The organism is Microbulbifer sp. YPW1 (genome assembly GCF_013367775.1).
Lineage (GTDB): Bacteria > Pseudomonadota > Gammaproteobacteria > Pseudomonadales > Cellvibrionaceae > Microbulbifer.
This window is the reverse complement of record NZ_CP055157.1, coordinates 218,605-236,037: the sequence shown is the minus strand read 5'-3', so window position 1 is coordinate 236,037 and position 17,433 is coordinate 218,605. Positions and strand designations below refer to the sequence as shown.

13 protein-coding genes are annotated in these 17,433 nt (G+C 58.4%); all 13 read left to right on the top strand.

Features of this window, described 5'->3' with window-relative positions; translation table 11 throughout:
- Positions 1-57 precede the first annotated feature (57 nt).
- The 13 genes from HUW35_RS01065 to HUW35_RS01005 all read left to right on the top strand — a co-directional run bounded on the left by HUW35_RS01065 (position 58) and on the right by HUW35_RS01005 (position 17,311).
- Entirely contained in the window at positions 58-1,818 is a 1,761-nt protein-coding gene (locus tag HUW35_RS01065) for a penicillin-binding protein 2 (RefSeq protein ID WP_181253883.1), read from the top strand.
- Entirely contained in the window at positions 1,815-3,344 is a 1,530-nt protein-coding gene (locus tag HUW35_RS01060; RefSeq protein WP_255463408.1) for a UDP-N-acetylmuramoyl-L-alanyl-D-glutamate--2,6-diaminopimelate ligase, read from the top strand. The genes HUW35_RS01065 and HUW35_RS01060 overlap by 4 nt, the downstream gene beginning before the upstream one ends.
- Positions 3,344-4,714: a UDP-N-acetylmuramoyl-tripeptide--D-alanyl-D-alanine ligase gene (gene murF / locus HUW35_RS01055; protein WP_181253882.1), complete on the top strand. Its 1,371-nt coding sequence runs from the start codon at positions 3,344-3,346 to the stop codon at positions 4,712-4,714. Before HUW35_RS01060 ends, murF begins: the two co-directional genes overlap by 1 nt.
- A gap of 12 nt (positions 4,715-4,726) precedes the next feature.
- Positions 4,727-5,812, top strand: a complete 1,086-nt coding sequence (gene mraY, locus HUW35_RS01050) for a phospho-N-acetylmuramoyl-pentapeptide-transferase (RefSeq protein WP_181253881.1) — start codon at positions 4,727-4,729, stop codon at positions 5,810-5,812.
- A 35-nt stretch (positions 5,813-5,847) separates the two neighbouring features.
- A complete protein-coding gene (murD, locus tag HUW35_RS01045) occupies positions 5,848-7,263 on the top strand; it encodes a UDP-N-acetylmuramoyl-L-alanine--D-glutamate ligase (RefSeq protein WP_181253880.1) in 1,416 nt (471 codons plus the stop codon).
- A complete protein-coding gene (ftsW, locus tag HUW35_RS01040) occupies positions 7,260-8,498 on the top strand; it encodes a putative lipid II flippase FtsW (RefSeq protein WP_255463407.1) in 1,239 nt (412 codons plus the stop codon). The genes murD and ftsW overlap by 4 nt, the downstream gene beginning before the upstream one ends.
- Positions 8,498-9,592 carry an undecaprenyldiphospho-muramoylpentapeptide beta-N-acetylglucosaminyltransferase gene (gene murG / locus HUW35_RS01035; RefSeq protein ID WP_181253879.1) on the top strand — a complete coding sequence of 365 codons (1,095 nt, stop codon included), beginning with the start codon at positions 8,498-8,500 and terminating at the stop codon, positions 9,590-9,592. The genes ftsW and murG overlap by 1 nt, the downstream gene beginning before the upstream one ends.
- A gap of 43 nt (positions 9,593-9,635) precedes the next feature.
- Positions 9,636-11,093 (top strand): UDP-N-acetylmuramate--L-alanine ligase, encoded by a 1,458-nt coding sequence (gene murC, locus HUW35_RS01030; RefSeq protein ID WP_181253878.1) that lies wholly within the window; start codon positions 9,636-9,638, stop codon positions 11,091-11,093.
- A gap of 35 nt (positions 11,094-11,128) precedes the next feature.
- Entirely contained in the window at positions 11,129-11,959 is an 831-nt protein-coding gene (locus HUW35_RS01025) for a cell division protein FtsQ/DivIB (RefSeq protein WP_181253877.1), read from the top strand.
- Positions 11,960-12,051: 92 nt separating this feature from the next.
- Positions 12,052-13,290, top strand: coding sequence for a cell division protein FtsA (ftsA, locus tag HUW35_RS01020; RefSeq protein WP_181253876.1), 1,239 nt, complete (start codon positions 12,052-12,054; stop codon positions 13,288-13,290).
- A gap of 64 nt (positions 13,291-13,354) precedes the next feature.
- A complete protein-coding gene (gene ftsZ / locus HUW35_RS01015) occupies positions 13,355-14,563 on the top strand; it encodes a cell division protein FtsZ (RefSeq protein WP_181253875.1) in 1,209 nt (402 codons plus the stop codon).
- Between the two features lie 664 nt (positions 14,564-15,227).
- The gene (lpxC, locus tag HUW35_RS01010) at positions 15,228-16,139 is read left to right on the top strand and encodes a UDP-3-O-acyl-N-acetylglucosamine deacetylase (RefSeq protein WP_066966379.1); all 912 of its coding nucleotides are present in this window, start codon (positions 15,228-15,230) and stop codon (positions 16,137-16,139) included.
- Positions 16,140-16,372: 233 nt separating this feature from the next.
- Complete coding sequence (locus tag HUW35_RS01005; protein WP_181253874.1) at positions 16,373-17,311, top strand: M23 family metallopeptidase; 939 nt, start codon at positions 16,373-16,375, stop codon at positions 17,309-17,311.
- The last annotated feature ends 122 nt before the right edge of the window (positions 17,312-17,433 follow it).

Sequence of the window (17,433 nt, the reverse complement as noted above, 5' to 3'; positions counted from 1 at the left end):
AGCCAGTAAATCCAAGTAGATAAAAGGTGCGCGAAAAGCGCAGGGAATATTTCGAACATGGGTGCAGTGAAAAAACAGCAACAACAGCCGGGAATTGCCCGCTGGCGCTTTGCGCTGGTGGCCGGTTTGCTGTGCCTGCTCGCTGTGTCGCTGATCGTGCACCTGGCGGGCCTGCAGGTATTGCCGGAGCAGGATAAGGGTTACCGCTTCCTTCAGGATCAGGGGCGCGCGCGTACCATTCGCACAGAGGAAATCGCTGCCTACCGGGGCTCCATCGTTGATCGCAACGGCGAACTGCTCGCGGTGAGTACCCCGGTGCAGACCATCTGGGCAAACCCTCAGCTGTTGAAAGAGGCGAGCGCGGAAGACTTGCGCGCGCTCGCGGCGGCTCTGGGTACTCCACCGGCGCGCCTTGCCAAGCGCCTGGAAAAGTATCGCAACAAGGGTTTTATGTACCTCCGTCGCCACATGACCCCGGAGCGTGCGGACAAGGTGCTGGGCCTGGATCTGGCGGGTGTTTACAGCAAGAAGGAATATCGCCGTTTTTACCCGGCCGGCGAGGTCACTGCGCAGTTGCTGGGCTTTACTAATATTGACGACCTCGGCCAGGAGGGGCTCGAGCTTGCCTACGAGCAGTCCCTCGCGGGCGAAGCGGGCAAGCGTCAGGTGGTGAAAGACCTGAAAGGGCGCACGGTGCAGGATCTGGCTGTAAAGCAGGAGGCACGCCCCGGCCGCGATCTGCAGCTCACCATCGATATGCGCCTGCAGTACCTGGCATACCGGGAACTGAAAAAAGCGGTGGCGGAAAACGGTGCCGCCTCGGGCTTTATGGTGATTCTGGATACCCAGAGTGGCGATGTGCTGGCGATGGCCAATCAGCCTTCTTTTAACCCGAATAATCGTCAAGGGGTAAAGGCGGCGGCGATGCGCAACCGCGCACTGATCGACCAGTTCGAACCGGGTTCCACCATTAAGCCACTGACCGCGCTGGCGGCGCTGGAGACCGGACGTTATACGCCCCATACCCGAATCAACACGAGTCCCGGCTATATCCGCCTGCCGGGCAAGACGCTGCTGGATCCGGTGAACTACGGGGAGATAGACCTGACCCGGGTGATAACCAAGTCCAGCCAGGTCGGGATCACCAAGGTGGCGATGGATCTGGAGCCAGAAACTTTACGTGAACTTTTTTATCGCCTGGGGCTCGGAGAGGCGGTTGGCAGCGGATTCCCCGGGGAGGCGCCGGGCATTCTGCCCACCCGGGATCGTTGGCATCCCATTGAATTGGCCAACTTTGCCTTCGGCTACGGTTTAACAGTGAACGCCGTGCAATTGGCCCAAGCCTACAGTGTCGTCGCCAATGCCGGGCTCAAGCGCCCGGTTTCGCTGATTTTGGCGCAGGGTAAAAAGCCGGTGGCAGGTGAACCTGTGGTCGAGCCTGAACTGGCGCGTCAGGTCAGTGCCATGCTGGAAACTGTTATCGGCTCCGAGGGGACCGGCAAGCGGGCTGCGGTGGAAGGTTACCGGGTAGCGGGCAAGACTGGCACCGTTCACAAGGTGGGTAGCGGCGGTTATGCCGATAACCGCTACCGGTCGGTGTTTGCCGGCTTTGTTCCTGCGGATAATCCGCGCCTCGCGGCGGTGGTTGTCATCGACGACCCGAGTAATGCCAAGTACTACGGTGGTGAAGTGGCCGCGCCGGTATTTGGCAAAGTAATGACCGGTGCCATGCGCCTGTTGCAGGTGCCGCCGGAAAAGGTTGCCCCTGCTGAGCAGCAGTTGGCGACGCAGCTGGACGAGAGAGGTACTGCATCGTGAACCAGCAGAATAGATTTCAGAATCGCAAGATCTCCCTGGTGACCCTGGTGCCGGGTTACGCGGGGATTCCGGATATCCAGGTGACCGGCGTGGCGCTGGATAGCCGACAGGTCAAAGCCGGTGACGTATTTATGGCCCTGCGTGGCACCGTGGTAGACGGGCGTCAGTTTATTGATGCTGCTATCGACAGTGGCGCCGCCGCGGTACTGGCGGACGGTGACGTGTTGGGAGCCGAAGAGCGCAAGGGTGTGCAAGTGGTCACTGTCCCCGGGCTCGCCGCCCGTGTTGGCGAGATCGCGGCGCGTTTCTACGGACATCCATCGGAGGCCATGTACCTCGTCGGTGTAACGGGAACCAATGGCAAGTCTACCTGTGCCTACTTGGCTTCCCAATTGTTGGCGAAGCACTTCGGCAGTGCGGCGGTGATGGGCACTATTGGCAATGGCGTATGGAAAGAGGGCGCGATCAGCCTGCAAGAGACGGGACTGACCACGCCCGACCCGGTGCGTCTGCAACACGATTATGCGGAGTTTTATGCCCAGGGAGCGCGCGCTGCCGCCATGGAAGTCTCCTCCCACTCCCTGTCCCAGGGGCGTGTACACGGACTGGTGTTCGATACCGCGGTATTCACCAACCTGACCCGCGATCATCTCGACTACCACGGCAATATGGCTGCCTATGGTGCCGCCAAAGAAAAGCTGTTCGGCTTACCCAAACTCAAGCGTGGTGTGATCAATATTGATGATCCGTTCGGCGCGCAGATGGTCGAACGCTGCAAGCTGCGCGGGCTCAAGGTGATTACCTATGGACTGCAGTCCGGGGATCTTCAGGTGCGCAATCTGAAGCGTCTCGACGATGGATTTGCCGTGGATCTGATTACCCCCTGGGGCGAAGGAGAACTGCGCGCACCGCTGATCGGTGATTTCAATATCCACAATGCGCTGGCCGTGGTTGCTGCAGTGGGCGCCGCGGGTATGCCGCTGGCGGACATTCTCGCCGAGTTTCCCAATATCCAACCGGTACCCGGGCGTATGGAACGTGTCGCGAGCGAAGGTCAGGCCGCGGATGAAATCAATGTGCTGGTGGATTACGCGCACACTCCCGATGCGTTGCGCGCAGCGCTGGAAGCTGCTCGCCCTTATTGCCGTGGCAAGCTTTGGTGTGTCTTTGGTTGCGGTGGTGACCGCGACAATGGCAAGCGCGCTCCCATGGGGCGTATTGCGACAGAGCTTGCGGATCACGTGGTGGTTACCAGTGACAACCCGCGCGGGGAAGATCCGCAGGCGATTGTGGATGAAATTCTGACGGGGGTTGAGGGCGATCACAGCACTGTGAAAATCGATCGCGCCGAAGCCATCCGCTTTGCCATCGGCGAGGCGGCGGCCGGTGACACTGTTCTGATCGCGGGCAAGGGGCACGAAGATTACCAGCTGATTGCTGGCCAGAAACTGCATTTCTGTGACCGCGAACAGGCCGCCGATGCCCTCGCGCGCAGAGCCGAGCAGGAAGTGGAGGGTAGTCGCTAATGATTGCATCGCTTTCCCTGCAACAGTTGCAACAGCGATTCGGCGGTGAACTGGTCAATGGCTCCGTGGAGTTCAATGCGGTTTGCACTGATACCCGTAAGCTGGATGCGGATTCTCTGTTCGTTGCCCTGCGCGGTGAGAGCTTCGATGCCCACGATTTCCTTGCTCAGGTAGACGGCAAGGTCCGCGGGGTAGTGACGGAAAAAATCATCGAAGGCTCGGTGACGCCGCAATGGCTGGTACCCGATACCACTGTGGCGCTTGGCCAGATTGGTCGTTTGTGTCGCGAACAGTTCGAAGGACCTGTTATCGGGATAACCGGCTCCTGCGGCAAAACCACCGTAAAGGAAATGTTGGCGGCGATTTTTGGCCAGCGCCACAAGGTCTGTGTAACCCAGGGCAATCTGAACAACCACTTCGGTGTGCCCATGACCCTGTTTTCGCTGGCACCGGAGCATCAGGTCCTGATCGTCGAGATGGGAGCCAGTGGTCCCAATGAAATCGGCTACCTGTGCAGCATCGCAAAACCGCAGATTACTGCGGTAAATAATGTGATGCCCGCGCATGTCGAGGGCTTCGGTTCCGTCGATGGCATCGCCACCGCCAAGGGACAGATCTACACCAGTCTCGAAAATGGCGGGATCGCGGTGATCAATGCGGATGATAACTACGCGGATTACTGGCGCAGTGGAATGCCGGAAGGCGTACGTACCCTTGAGGTCGGGTTTGGACATCAATGTGCGATCCACCCGGACAATATTGCGCTGAATACGCTGGGCTGTCCGTCGTTTGATCTGGTCATCGAAGGTGTGTCCCACCCGGTGCAGCTGCAGGTGCTCGGCGAGCACAATGTGCACAATGCGCTGGTCGCCGCGGGCTGTGCCTACGCCGCGGGTATTCCCGTTGCGGAAATTGCTGCGGGCCTGAGTGCGCTCACAGGGGTTGGCGGCCGTATGCAGTCGTTTACCGGAGTATCTGGAGCGGCGCTGATTGACGACAGCTATAACGCCAACCCGGGTTCCGTCAGCGCCGCCATCGAGCTGCTCGCGCAACGGGAAGGCAAGAAAATACTGGTTCTGGGGGATATGGCAGAGCTCGGTCCGGAAGCGGATCGTGCGCACCGCGATATGGGGCAGCTGGCCCGTGAACGCGGTATCGATCAACTGTTTACCCTGGGAACCCTGAGTGCGGCGGCGAGCATCGAGTTTGCCGCCGGGCACCCCAACAAACAAAGGAATTTTTCCGAGCGCGAGTCCCTGGTACGGGCGCTGGCGCCGGAGCTGGATGGAAACACCACTGTGCTGGTGAAAGGTTCCCGCAGTGCGCGTATGGAACTGGTTGTGCAGGCACTGACCAACGGGAATCAATAAAAGGTTTTAACGATGCTGCTTTGGCTGGCTGAATATTTACAACAGTTTGAGAAGGGCTTCTCGGTCTTCAATTACCTGACCGTGCGCGCCATTCTTGGTGCGCTTACGGCACTGGGTATTTCTCTGCTGGTAGGCCCGCGCATGATTACCTGGCTTAACCGCCTGCAGGTAGGGCAGGCTGTTCGTGACGATGGTCCGCAGTCTCACTTGAGCAAGTCCGGTACCCCAACCATGGGGGGGACCCTCATCCTTGCGGCAATTTTTTCTGCCTCGCTGCTGTGGTCTGATCTCAGCAACCGGCTGGTGTGGGTAACCCTGCTGGTTACCTTTGTGTTTGGTGCAGTGGGTTTTGTGGACGACTACAAAAAAGTCGTGGAAAAAAATTCCCGTGGACTGATCGCTCGCTGGAAGTATTTCTGGCAGTCGTTGGCGGGGCTGGGCGCAGCCATTTATCTGTATATGAGTGCGACTACGCCCGCGGAGACCCAGTTGTTTGTGCCGTTTTTCAAAGATGTGGCGATCAACTTGGGACCCATCACCTTTGTTCTACTGACCTACTTCGTGGTGGTTGGTTCGAGTAATGCGGTCAACCTTACCGATGGCCTGGATGGCCTCGCAATCATGCCTTCGGTCATGGTCGGCGGTGCGCTGGGCGTTATCGCTTACCTGGTGGGACACGTGGAATTCGCCACCTACCTGCATATCCCATCAATTTCCGGAGCGGGGGAGCTCGCCGTATTCTGCGCCGCTTTGGGTGGGGCCGGGTTGGGGTTTCTCTGGTTTAACACCTATCCGGCCCAGGTATTTATGGGCGATGTGGGGGCGCTGGCACTGGGTGCGGCACTGGGCATCATCGCCGTTATCACCCGCCATGAGATCGTACTGTTCATCATGGGTGGGGTATTCGTGATGGAGACTGTGTCGGTGATTTTGCAGGTGGCCTCATTCAAGCTGACCGGGAAACGTATTTTCCGCATGGCGCCGCTGCACCACCATTTTGAATTAAAAGGCTGGCCGGAGCCGCGGGTCATCGTGCGCTTCTGGATTATTACCGTGGTACTGGTGCTTGCCGGTTTGGCGACACTGAAACTGCGCTGATTTGAATTGAACACACTGGGATAAATGTAGAGCCAATGAGCCTCATCGCAACCTCAGAGAAAAAAGTGGTGATCGGACTGGGCGCTACCGGGCAATCGGTAGTGCGCTTTCTGCTGCGCCAGGGTATTTCTCCGGTTGTGGTGGACAGTCGCGAAGCGCCGCCGGCATTGGCCGCGTTCCGCGAAGAGTTTCCCGGCGTGCCTGTCGAGTGCGGCCCTCTGAAACGCGAGACGCTGTTGGCGGCCAGTGAGATTATCGCGAGCCCGGGTATTGGCGTGGCGGAGCCTGCGATTGCTGCGGCAGTGGCAGCTGAAATTCCGGTGATTGGCGACATCGAGCTGTTTGCCCGCGAGCTGGCTAACGCCGAGCCTGCGCCAAAAGTGATTGCGATTACCGGCTCCAATGGCAAGACCACCGTAACAACCCTGATGGGAATGATGGCAGAAGCAGCCGGCGTGGACGTCCGTGTGGGTGGCAATATCGGGGTGCCGGTACTGGATCTGCTGGCCGCGCAAGAAAAGCTTCCGGAACTGTTTGTGCTGGAGCTGTCGAGCTTCCAGCTGGAGACCACTTACTCGCTGCAGTCCGAAGTTGCGACGATTCTGAATATCAGTGCCGACCATATGGACCGCTATGAGAATCTGGCTGCCTATCACCAGGCCAAGCAGCGGGTTTATCGCCACGCACGCCAGTTCGTAATCAATCGCGCGGATCCGCTGACTCGTGGGCCCCTGTCGCGCGAAAGCCGCGAGTGGAGTTTTGGGCTGGATCGTCCCGACCTGCAGCAATTTGGTGTTATCTACGCCGATGGTGAGAGCTGGCTGGCACAGGGGGCCGACAAGCTGATGCGGACTGCCGAGTTGGGCATGGTGGGCAGTCACAATGTGGCCAACGCCCTGGCTGCACTGGCACTGGGTAATGCGGTTGGCTTGCCCATGGTTACCATGCTGGAGGTGTTGCGCACATTTACCGGGTTGGCCCACCGCTGTGAACGGGTGGCGGACCGCGATGGCATCACCTTCGTAAATGATTCCAAGGGGACCAATGTAGGTGCTACCCGAGCGGCGCTGGACGGCCTCGCAGAAGGTGAGCGAAAGATCGTGTTGATCGCCGGAGGCGATGGCAAGGGAGCTGATTTCTCCCCGCTGGCGGCTGCTGCGCACACCTTGCGTGGACTGGTGACCATCGGTGTGGACGGCCCCAGAATCGCGGAAACCTTCTCTGGCAAAGTGACTCATGCCGCGGCATCGAATATGGACGAAGCGGTCGCGGCAGCGACCGCCATGGCACGCAGCGGTGATTTTGTATTGCTGTCGCCTGCTTGCGCCAGTTTTGACATGTACCGCAATTTTGAAGCGCGCGGCGAAGATTTTCGTCGTGTGGTCGATGAGCGGATCGCAGCCTCCAGTGATGACGCCAATACTGCGCAGGGCGCAGGAGGTGTGCAGTGAGCCGCAAGGAACAGGTCAATTTGAAAGCGGCGGCCAATGAGCAGGTCGATGAGTTCGCCTGGGTCTTGCCGTTCTGTGTGCTGGCACTCGCCAGTATCGGTGTGGTCATGGTGGCTTCGGCTTCTATCGCGTTTGCCTCCGACGTATACAACGATGCCTGGTATTTCCTAAAGCGGCATCTGGTGTTCCTGGCTGCGGGTGCCTTTGGCGCATTGGTAGTGAGCCGCGTCTCGCTGGCGACCTGGTCCAATATGTCCTGGACCCTGTTGATTTTCGCCTGCGGCATGTTGCTGGTGGTTTTGATTCCCGGTGTGGGACGTGCGGTCAACGGCAGTATGCGCTGGATTGCGCTGGGTCCGATTACCGTACAGCCTGCGGAGATTGCCAAATTTTGCTGTCTGATTTTTTTCGCCAGCTTTCTGACCCGGCGCCACGAGAAGTTGCGGCACTGGAGCAGCTTTATGGTGCCGATCTCCGTGCTGGGTATTGTGGCGGTGCTGTTGTTGCTGGAGCCCGATTTTGGCTCTGTGGTGGTCATCTCCGGGACCGCTTTGGCGATGGTATTTCTCGCCGGCGCGCGCCTGCCACACACATTTCTGCTGGTGGGGCTCGCTGCCTGTGGTCTGGTGTTGATGGCACTGGTTAGTCCCTATCGTCTGCAGCGCCTGACGACATTTCTCGATCCCTGGGGCGAACAGTATGCCGGTGGCTACCAGTTGACCCAGTCACTGATCGCTTTTGGTCGCGGTGAATGGTTCGGTGTCGGTCTCGGTAACAGTGTGCAGAAACTGTTTTACCTGCCGGAGGCGCATACGGATTTTGTGTTTGCGATTCTGGCGGAAGAGTGGGGCATGTTCGGTGGTCTGGTTGTGATCGGCCTGTATGTGGCGCTTACCTGGTCGCTGCTGCGGCTGGTACGCAAAGCGCTGGCGAAGCAGGAATTTTTTACTGCGCTGCTGACTTTCGGAATTGCGGTACTACTGGCAGGGCAGGCCTTCGTCAATATGGGCGTGGCTTCCGGGTTGTTGCCGACCAAAGGGCTGACTTTACCGTTTGTCAGTTCCGGGGGATCCAGCCTGGTGGTTTGTTTCGCCCTGTTTGGCCTGGCGTGGCGCGCTCAAAAAGAACTGAACAGTGATGCAAGGGAATCGGAGGGCAGTATCGCCAAGATTCGACAGCTGCCTATTTTCAACCCCCTGCAGCTGGGTGATCGAAAAACCGGGGAGGCGGCGTGATGACACAGACTGACAACGCGCCGTTTACCGGCAAAAAATTTCTTGTGATGGCAGGTGGAACTGGCGGCCATGTATTCCCGGCCTTGGCAGTTGCTCGCGCTTTGCAGGCGCAGGGCGGCAGCGTGGAATGGCTCGGTACTATGCGCGGTATCGAAGCACAGCTGATCCCGGCTGCGGAGATACCGCTGCACTTCATTACGGTGGAAGGGATTCGCGGTAAGGGTGCTGCAGCTTTGTTGAAAGCGCCCATCCAGATCAGCAAAGCGATCTGGCAGGCACGCGAGGTCGTCAACAATGTAAAGCCGGATGCGGTGCTGGGATTTGGCGGGTTTGCCACTGGGCCTGGCGGTGTCGCAGCGCGGCTTGCGGGGATACCGCTGATCATTCACGAGCAGAATGCGGTGGCCGGCACCACGAACCGTTTACTGGCGAAAATCGCCAACCGTGTACTGGAGGCATTCCCCAGCGGATTACCTGCAGCACAGGAAGTGGGTAATCCGGTACGTGCTGAGATCGCAGAGCTGCCAGCGCCAGCTGAGCGGGTGGGCAAGTCCTCACCGCTGCGCTTGCTGGTACTGGGTGGCAGCCTCGGCGCCGTCGCGATCAATGAGCTGGTGCCGCAAGCGCTGGCAAAACTATCTGCGGACCAGCGCCCACAGGTGGTGCACCAGGCGGGGCAGCGTCACCTGGACCTGGCGCAGGAAGCATACGAGCGTGCGGGTGTTGAGGCGCAGGTAGTTCCCTTTATCAGTGATATGGCGGGCGCTTACGCACAGGCGGATCTGGTGATCTGTCGGTCCGGTGCACTGACCGTGTCTGAAATCGCCGCGGCGGGGCTCGGTGCCATCATGGTGCCTTTTCCGTTTGCCATCGATGACCACCAGACCAAAAACGGCGAGTGGTTGGAAAAAGCCGGTGCGGCGCGGGTAATCCAGCAGGATGCGCTGGACGCAGACCAACTTGCCGCGCTGCTCGCGGAACTGTTCGCTGAGCCGGAGAAATTACTGGCAATGGCCGAGGCTGCTCGCCGTGTCGCCAAGCCCGATGCGACCGACCGGGTGTTGGACGTATGTCGCGAAGAGATGGGGTGTTGATATGTCTCGCGAATCAAAGAATTCAGAAACTGTTGAGAAAAATATGACTGACAACGGCGATCGTCGCTACCACGTGCCCGCCATGCGCCGCATTCGCCGGATCCACTTTATCGGTGTGGGCGGTGCGGGAATGAGCGGTATCGCCGAGGTTTTGCAGAACCAGGGCTACGAAGTTTCCGGTTCCGACCTGCGCGAGAGCAAGGTGACCGAGCGACTGCGCAGCCTGGGCATCAAGGTACTGATTGGACACAGTGCTGAAAATGTCAGCGATGTGGATGTCGTGGTCAATTCTTCTGCGATCTATGGGGATAACCCGGAATTGATCGCGGCGCGGGACCACCGTATTCCGGTAGTGCGTCGTGCGGAGATGCTCGGTGAATTGATGCGCTACCGCTACGGTATTGCTGTTGCCGGCACCCACGGTAAGACAACCACCACCAGTCTGATCGCGTCGATCTTTGCCGCCGATGGCAAGGATCCCACCTTTGTTATCGGCGGACTGGTGAATAGCGCTGGTGCCAATGCGGCCCTGGGTGAGAGCCGCTATCTAGTTGCGGAGGCTGACGAGAGTGATGCCTCTTTCCTGCATCTGCAGCCGATGGTCACCGTAGTGACCAATATCGATGCGGATCATATGGAGACTTACGGCGGGGACTTTGAAAAGGTCAAACAGATCTTTATTGATTTTATCCACAACCTGCCGTTTTACGGTCTGGCAGTGGTCTGTGGGGATGACGCTAATGTGCAGGAAGTGATCCCGCGCATGGCGCGCCCGGTGACAACCTACGGCTTTGACGAGGGCAATGATTTCCGCATCAGTGATGTGCGCCAGGAACCGCTGCGCAGCTTCTTTAATGTGCATCGCCCGGATGGCAGCGTGCTGGATGTGTGTGTGAATATCCCCGGAATCCACAACGTGCTGAACGCGACGGCGGCGATCGCAGTGGCAACCGAAGAAGGTGTTAGCGACGCGGCAATTCGCGAGGGGCTCAATGGTTTCCAGGGCGTCGGACGTCGATTCCAGATTTATGGCGAGTACCCGGTGAGTGATGCCAGCGATGCCGAACCGGTGATGCTGGTGGACGATTACGGTCACCACCCACGGGAAGTGGCGGCGACCATCAAAACCGTGCGAGATGGCTGGCCCGAGCGTCGGCTGGTGATGGTGTATCAGCCGCATCGCTACACGCGTACCCGGGATTTGTTCGAAGATTTTGTACAGGTGCTTTCTCAGGTCGACAAACTGGTTCTTCTAGATGTATATAGCGCCGGTGAAGCGGTAATTCCTGGTGCAGATGGTCGTACCCTTGCGCGCAGTATCCGCAACCGCGGCCAGATAGACCCGATCTTTGTGGAAAAGGTCGAGCAGGTCCCGCCGGTACTGGCGGATTTGCTGGAGCCGGGCGATATCGTACTCACCCAGGGGGCGGGTAATGTTGGTGGCCTCGCTCAGCAGCTGTCGGAATGGCGGTTTGGCGATAAGTCCGGCTCGGATCAGTAATCGGTCTCAATGACCCGGTTTGGCGAAGCGTAAACGTGGCGAGAGAGAAAAAGGCCCAGCAGCAAAAAAAAGGTCGTGGTAAGCCGGCGCCTCGGGGTGCCCGTGCACTGCCGGACCCTAACGAGGACACGGGCCTGCGCCCGTTGCGGCTGCTGCTGGCATTGGCATTCCTGCTGCTGGTGGGCTCGGGGCTCGGTTACAGCGCTCGCTGGTTGTGGCAACAGGCTCCGGCGGTAGAGCTAAGCCGTGTGGATGCGCTGGAAAATGTACGGGTAAAAGCGCCGTTTCGCGCGGTAACGGAGACGCAGGTCGAAGACATCCTGCTGCCGTATTTGCGCAAAGGGTTCTTCTCGCTGGATATCGGCGAGATGCGCGCGGCATTGATGGCCAACCCGTGGATTGTGAATGCTTCGGTCAGCCGCAGCTGGCCCAACGGTGTCGAGGTGGTAGTGGAAGAGGCCGAACCTCTCGCCATCTGGGGCGGCAATCAGCTTTTGATTGCCAGCGGTGAATTGTTGCCGCGACCGGAAAATTTGAAGGAATTGCGTCTGCCGGAGCTGGCCGGGGATGCGGAACTGGTGGAGCGGATCATGGCGCAGTACCAGGCGCTGGCCGGGCTGCTCACGACAAAAGATATGGAAGTACGTCGGCTGTCGTTTGACGACCTGGCGGGGTGGCAGCTTGAGCTGGTGAGTGGTATCCGCTTGCAGCTGGGGCACGATGAACTGCTGGAGCGAGTAGATCGCTTTCTCAGCCTGACGCGCGGCGTACTGGCGCCGCATCTGCAAAAAATTGTGGGCGTAGACACCCGCTATAACAATGCAGTTGCGGTGCAATGGAAACAAAAAGACACAAAAGAAAACTGACAACAAAACAGGCAGATAAAAAGCTGGGCCCGGCCCTGATCTGACATGCTCAATGTGGATCGGCGCATTTGTCCAGCGAGGTTGAAAATCCAATGACACAAACAACTGAACCACGCATGATCGTCGGTCTGGATATCGGTACATCCAAGGTCGTGGCGATTGTCGGTGAAGTGACCGGAGATGGCGAACTGAATATCGTCGGTATCGGCTCTCATCGCTCCACGGGTATGAAGCGGGGCGTGGTGGTGAATATCGAATCCACGGTGCAGTCCATTCAGCGCGCGGTTGAGGAAGCGGAGCTGATGGCCGGCTGTGAGATTCACTCTGTCTATGCGGGGATTGCCGGCAGTCATATTCGCAGCTTGAATTCCCACGGCATCGTGGCGATCAAGGATCGTGAGGTTACCCAGCAGGATCTGGATCGGGTGATTGATGCCGCGCGCGCGGTGGCAATTCCGGCGGACCAGAAAATTCTGCATACCCTGCCGCAGGAATACCTGATCGATAGTCAGGAGGGGGTCAAGGAACCTCTAGGAATGTCTGGTGTACGCCTGGAAGCCAAGGTGCACCTGGTAAGCGGCGCGGTGAATGCCGCTCAGAATATTGAAAAGTGTATTCGCCGCTGCGGCCTGGAAGTGGAAGACATCATTCTCGAGCAGCTGGCATCGAGCTATGCGGTGCTGACCGACGACGAGAAAGAGCTGGGCGTGTGCATGGTGGATATTGGTGGCGGCACCACTGATATCGCGGTGTTTACTGGCGGTTCCATTCGCCACACCGGGGTAATTCCTATTGCCGGCGATCAGGTGACCAACGATATCGCGATGGCGTTGCGCACGCCTACGCCGCACGCGGAAGAACTGAAGATTAAATATGCCTGTGCCCTGGCCAAGCTGGCGCGGGAAGGGGAAACCATCAAGGTGCCCAGCGTCGGCGACCGCGCACCGCGGGATCTCTCCCGTCAGGCGTTGGCGGAAGTGGTTGAGCCGCGTTACGACGAATTGTTCACCCTGGTGCAGGCGGAGTTGCGTCGCAGTGGATTCGAAGACCTGTGTGCAGCGGGAATTGTCCTCACCGGCGGTTCTTCAAAAATGGAAGGCGCTGTAGAGTTGGCCGAGGAAATTTTCCATATGCCTGTGCGCCTCGCGGTACCGCAGGGAATTGCCGGTTTGACGGATATCGTCAGCAATCCGATTTATTCCACTGGCGTTGGTCTGTTGATGTATGCGATCAAGGTGGAAGACAACAAGGGCAGTAAGAGCTCCACGGTTCAGCGCAGCGAAAACCAGTGGTGGGACAAGGTCAAACACTGGTTCAGGGGCAACCTCTGATTCAGAAAATAATTACCGGGATCGATAATTAAAATTTGGACATGAGCAAAAAAGGGGAACAGCAATGTTCGAACTCGTAGATAGCGTACAGGACAAGCCTGTCATTAAAGTGATTGGTGTTGGTGGCGGTGGCGGTAACGCCGTCAAGCACATGATTGCCAGCGAAGTGAATGGTGTGGATTTCATCTGCGCAAACACCGACGCGCAGGCGCTGAAGGATGTCGAGGCACAGACCATCCTGCAGTTGGGTAACACCATTACCCGCGGCCTTGGTGCGGGCGCCAACCCCGATGTGGGTCGCCAGTCCGCGCTGGAGGATCGCGAGCGCATCGCGGAAGTACTGACCGGTGCGGATATGGTTTTCATTACCGCGGGTATGGGCGGTGGCACAGGCACTGGCGGTGCACCGATCGTGGCGGAGATCGCCAAGGATCTGGGTATCCTCACCGTTGCCGTAGTTACCCGTCCGTTCATGATCGAGGGCCGCAAACGCGCCACGGTTGCCGAAGACGGAATTCTCGAGTTGCGCGACAAGGTCGACTCCCTGATTACCATCCCCAACGATCGTTTGCTGGAAGTGCTCGGCAACAAGATCACCATGAAGGCCGCCTATAAAGAGGCGGACAACGTGTTGCTGGGCGCGGTGCAGGGCATTGCCGACCTGATGATCCGCCCGGGCATCATGAACGTGGACTTCGCCGATGTGCGTACCGTGATGTCCGAGATGGGCATGGCGATGATGGGCTCCGGTGCGGCCATTGGTGAGAACCGAGCGCGCGAAGCGGCTGAGAAAGCCGTTCGCAGCCCGCTGCTGGACAACGTCAACCTTCAGGGCGCCCGCGGTATCCTCGTGAACATCATTACCGGTAGCGAAGAGGGTGGCTGCCAGGAACTGACTCTGGGTGAATACTCAGAAGTGGGTCAGATCGTTCAGGAAATCGCCTCCGATGATGCCACCGTGGTGATTGGCACCGCGGTTGACGACAAGCTGGGCGATGAAATGCGCGTCACCGTAGTTGCGGCGGGTCTCGGCGAGGCTACTGCCCAGGTTGCCCGTCCCACCAAGGTAGTGGACAACACTGCCCGTCGTCCGGAGAGCCGTGAAGCGGCACGCCCGGCTGCGCCGGCAGATGCCACCCGTGACACCCAGGAAGTGCGCGGTGGCCGGGTGGAGAAGGAGCGTCCGGCACGCTCCATGCCGCCATTGAACCCGGCCGATCAGGATATGGAATACCTCGATATTCCCGCTTTCCTTCGTCGCCAGGCAGACTGATTCCGTCCCGCACCCACCGGAGTCGTGGGGCGGAAACATCTGCTCATGTCTACACCCGGCCTTTCAGGCCGGGTCTCCGCCCGCTCCGGTGTGCGGTGTCCGGACATGCCCCCTGTAAAGGGGGCTGTCTCGCGATATCGCCGGGCCAGGATGAAGTCGTGGACGCAGGGAAGCTGCCACCAGAAGAGGTGCCCCATTCAGGATGTGTTCAGCCCGTCGCTGCACAATCCGGGGTACTGATCTGATTGTTTCAAGTCAATGCAAGTCATTTCATTGCAGTTAAAGACGGGCACACACAAAAAGGGAATCGTCAGTCGAAAACCTTTTCCAGGTTCCCGCGCGAGTAGTTCCAGCCCGGTGTGGCATCAGAACAGTGCCAGAAATCGTGACCAATACCCTGACTAATGGGTTTTGGCTTCAGGGTTAACATTTTTTAACCACCGGCTGATAGGTCAGGTCGTACAATTAAGGGCATTCCTGTGCGCTAGTTTGGCGTTACAGTCCTCGTACTGGGCTATGCTTACAGGGATCAGAGCTGAATAGCTCTGCCCTGGACTACAAGGATGACCGGGTCGTTATTTGTAGTTTTGGCGTTTATTTTCTGTTACTATCGCCGGCTCGCTGCGGTTCGTGCGCAGCTCACCGAATGGGAACCAAGACATAGATGATCAAACAGCGCACTCTCAAAAATGCCATTCGAGCCACTGGTGTTGGCCTGCATACCGGTAAAAAGGTCGTTCTGACCCTGAAACCGGCGCCGGTAAACAGTGGTATCGTATTCCGTCGGGTCGATCTGGATCCGGTGGTTGAGATTGAAGCGCGTGCTGAGAACGTGGGCGACACCCTGCTTTCCACCACTCTGGTGAAGGGCGATGTGCGTATTGCCACCGTTGAGCACCTGCTGTCTGCCATGGCTGGTCTGGGTATCGACAATGCGATCGTCGAACTGTCCGCCCAGGAAGTTCCGATCATGGACGGCAGTGCCGGCCCATTCGTATTCCTGATCCAGTCCGCGGGGATTCAGGAGCAGTCCGCTGCGAAGAAATTCCTGCGTATCAAGAAGCCGGTTACGGTAGAAGAGGGCGATAAGGTTGCCAGCTTCCTGCCCTTCAATGGCTTCAAGGTGTCTTTCACCATCGATTTCGATCACCCGGTTTTCCAGGGGCGCAATCTCAGCTCCTCGGTGGACTTCTCCAGTACCTCCTTCGTCAAGGAAGTGAGCCGCGCGCGCACCTTCGGTTTCATGCACGAAATCGAATACCTGCGCTCCAAAGGTCTGGTGCAGGGTGGCAGTGTGGATAACGCGATTGTTATCGACCAGTACCGGATTCTCAACGAAGGCGGTCTCCGCTACGAAGATGAATTCGTCAAGCACAAGATTCTCGACGCCATCGGTGACCTGTACCTGCTGGGTACCAGTGTGATCGGCGAGTTCAAGGCGTTCAAATCTGGCCATGCACTGAACAACAAATCCTTGCGCACCCTGATGGCGCAGGAAGACGCCTGGGAAATGGTGACCTTCGAGGACGAACAAGAAGCGCCTATCTCTTACGTCAAGCCGATTCTGGCGGTGTAAGAGGCGCAGACGGAAAAGCCGGCACAGAAATTGCCGGCTTTTTTACGTGCCTGCATAGGGTACGTAGTAGGTTCCGGTAGCCAGCCGCCTTGAGGGACTGGCAGCCACTGGCCATGGGGATGGCCTTGGGACAGCAGGAAGCGACAGTCCCGCATCGGTCCGATGCCTTCAAAAGCCGGCCCGGTGACTAAACCAAATAAAACAAATAATGTCGCAATTCTTGCACGCCTGATATGAAAATTATTCTCGTCAATGAGCGTGGAGGTATCTCCCGCAGCTTCAACTTCGGAGGGCTCAGCAAAGCGCTGCTCAGCCTTTGTCTGTTGGGCCTGCCGGTTGGTGCCCTGTGGTTGGGTGCCAATCTGCCCACCGCCGAATCCGACGTTTTCGATGCCCGTGCGGTCAAGGCATGGAGCAAGGCGCTGCGCAAGCAGCAGGAACAGATCGACGACGCCGATCAACAGGCGCGGGAGCAGCTTACCGCGCTCACGGTCAAGCTTGCGGAGATGCAGGCGCGCCTGACCCGCCTGGATGCCCTCGGTGAGCGTCTCACCACCATTGCCAAGCTGGACGAAGGCGAGTTTCAGTTCGGTGCCGTACCCGCAGTCGGTGGTCCCGAAGATCCGGGCATCAGCGGCGCCAGCGAACTTCCTTACCAGCCCCCGGAATTCCTCGAGGTGATTGGCGACCTGTCGGATCAGATCGAAGATCGGCAGATGCAACTCTCCACCCTGGATTCCCTGATGGCGCGCCGCCAGTTGCAGGATGAGCAGTTCATTGCCGGGCGTCCGATTACCCGTGGCTGGATGTCGTCCCGATACGGTTACCGCACCGATCCGTTCAGTGGCCGTCGCTCCTGGCACAAGGGTGTGGATTTCGCCGGTAAGAATGGCTCCGATGTGGTGTCTGTTGCCGCGGGTGTGGTGACCTGGGCGGAAGACCGCTACGGTTACGGCCAGCTGGTGGAGATCAATCACGGAAACGGTTACAAAACACGCTACGGTCACAATAGCGAGCTCAAGGTCAAGCTGGGCGATATTGTGAAGAAGGGGCAGGTCATTGCCCTGATGGGGTCCAGTGGTCGCTCCACCGGTCCTCATGTCCATTTTGAAGTCTACAAGAACAACCGTCCTGTAGACCCCGCCACCTATATCCGCCGAACCGGCAGATAACAACTATCCTCTATCATTGCGCGGCAGCGCTCGAAACGCTGCACCGCCTGGCGCCCTGTGCTTCATCAGGGCCCGGTGGTTGGCGTTGAATGGTTGCGGGCGTTGGCGCCTTCCTGTTTACT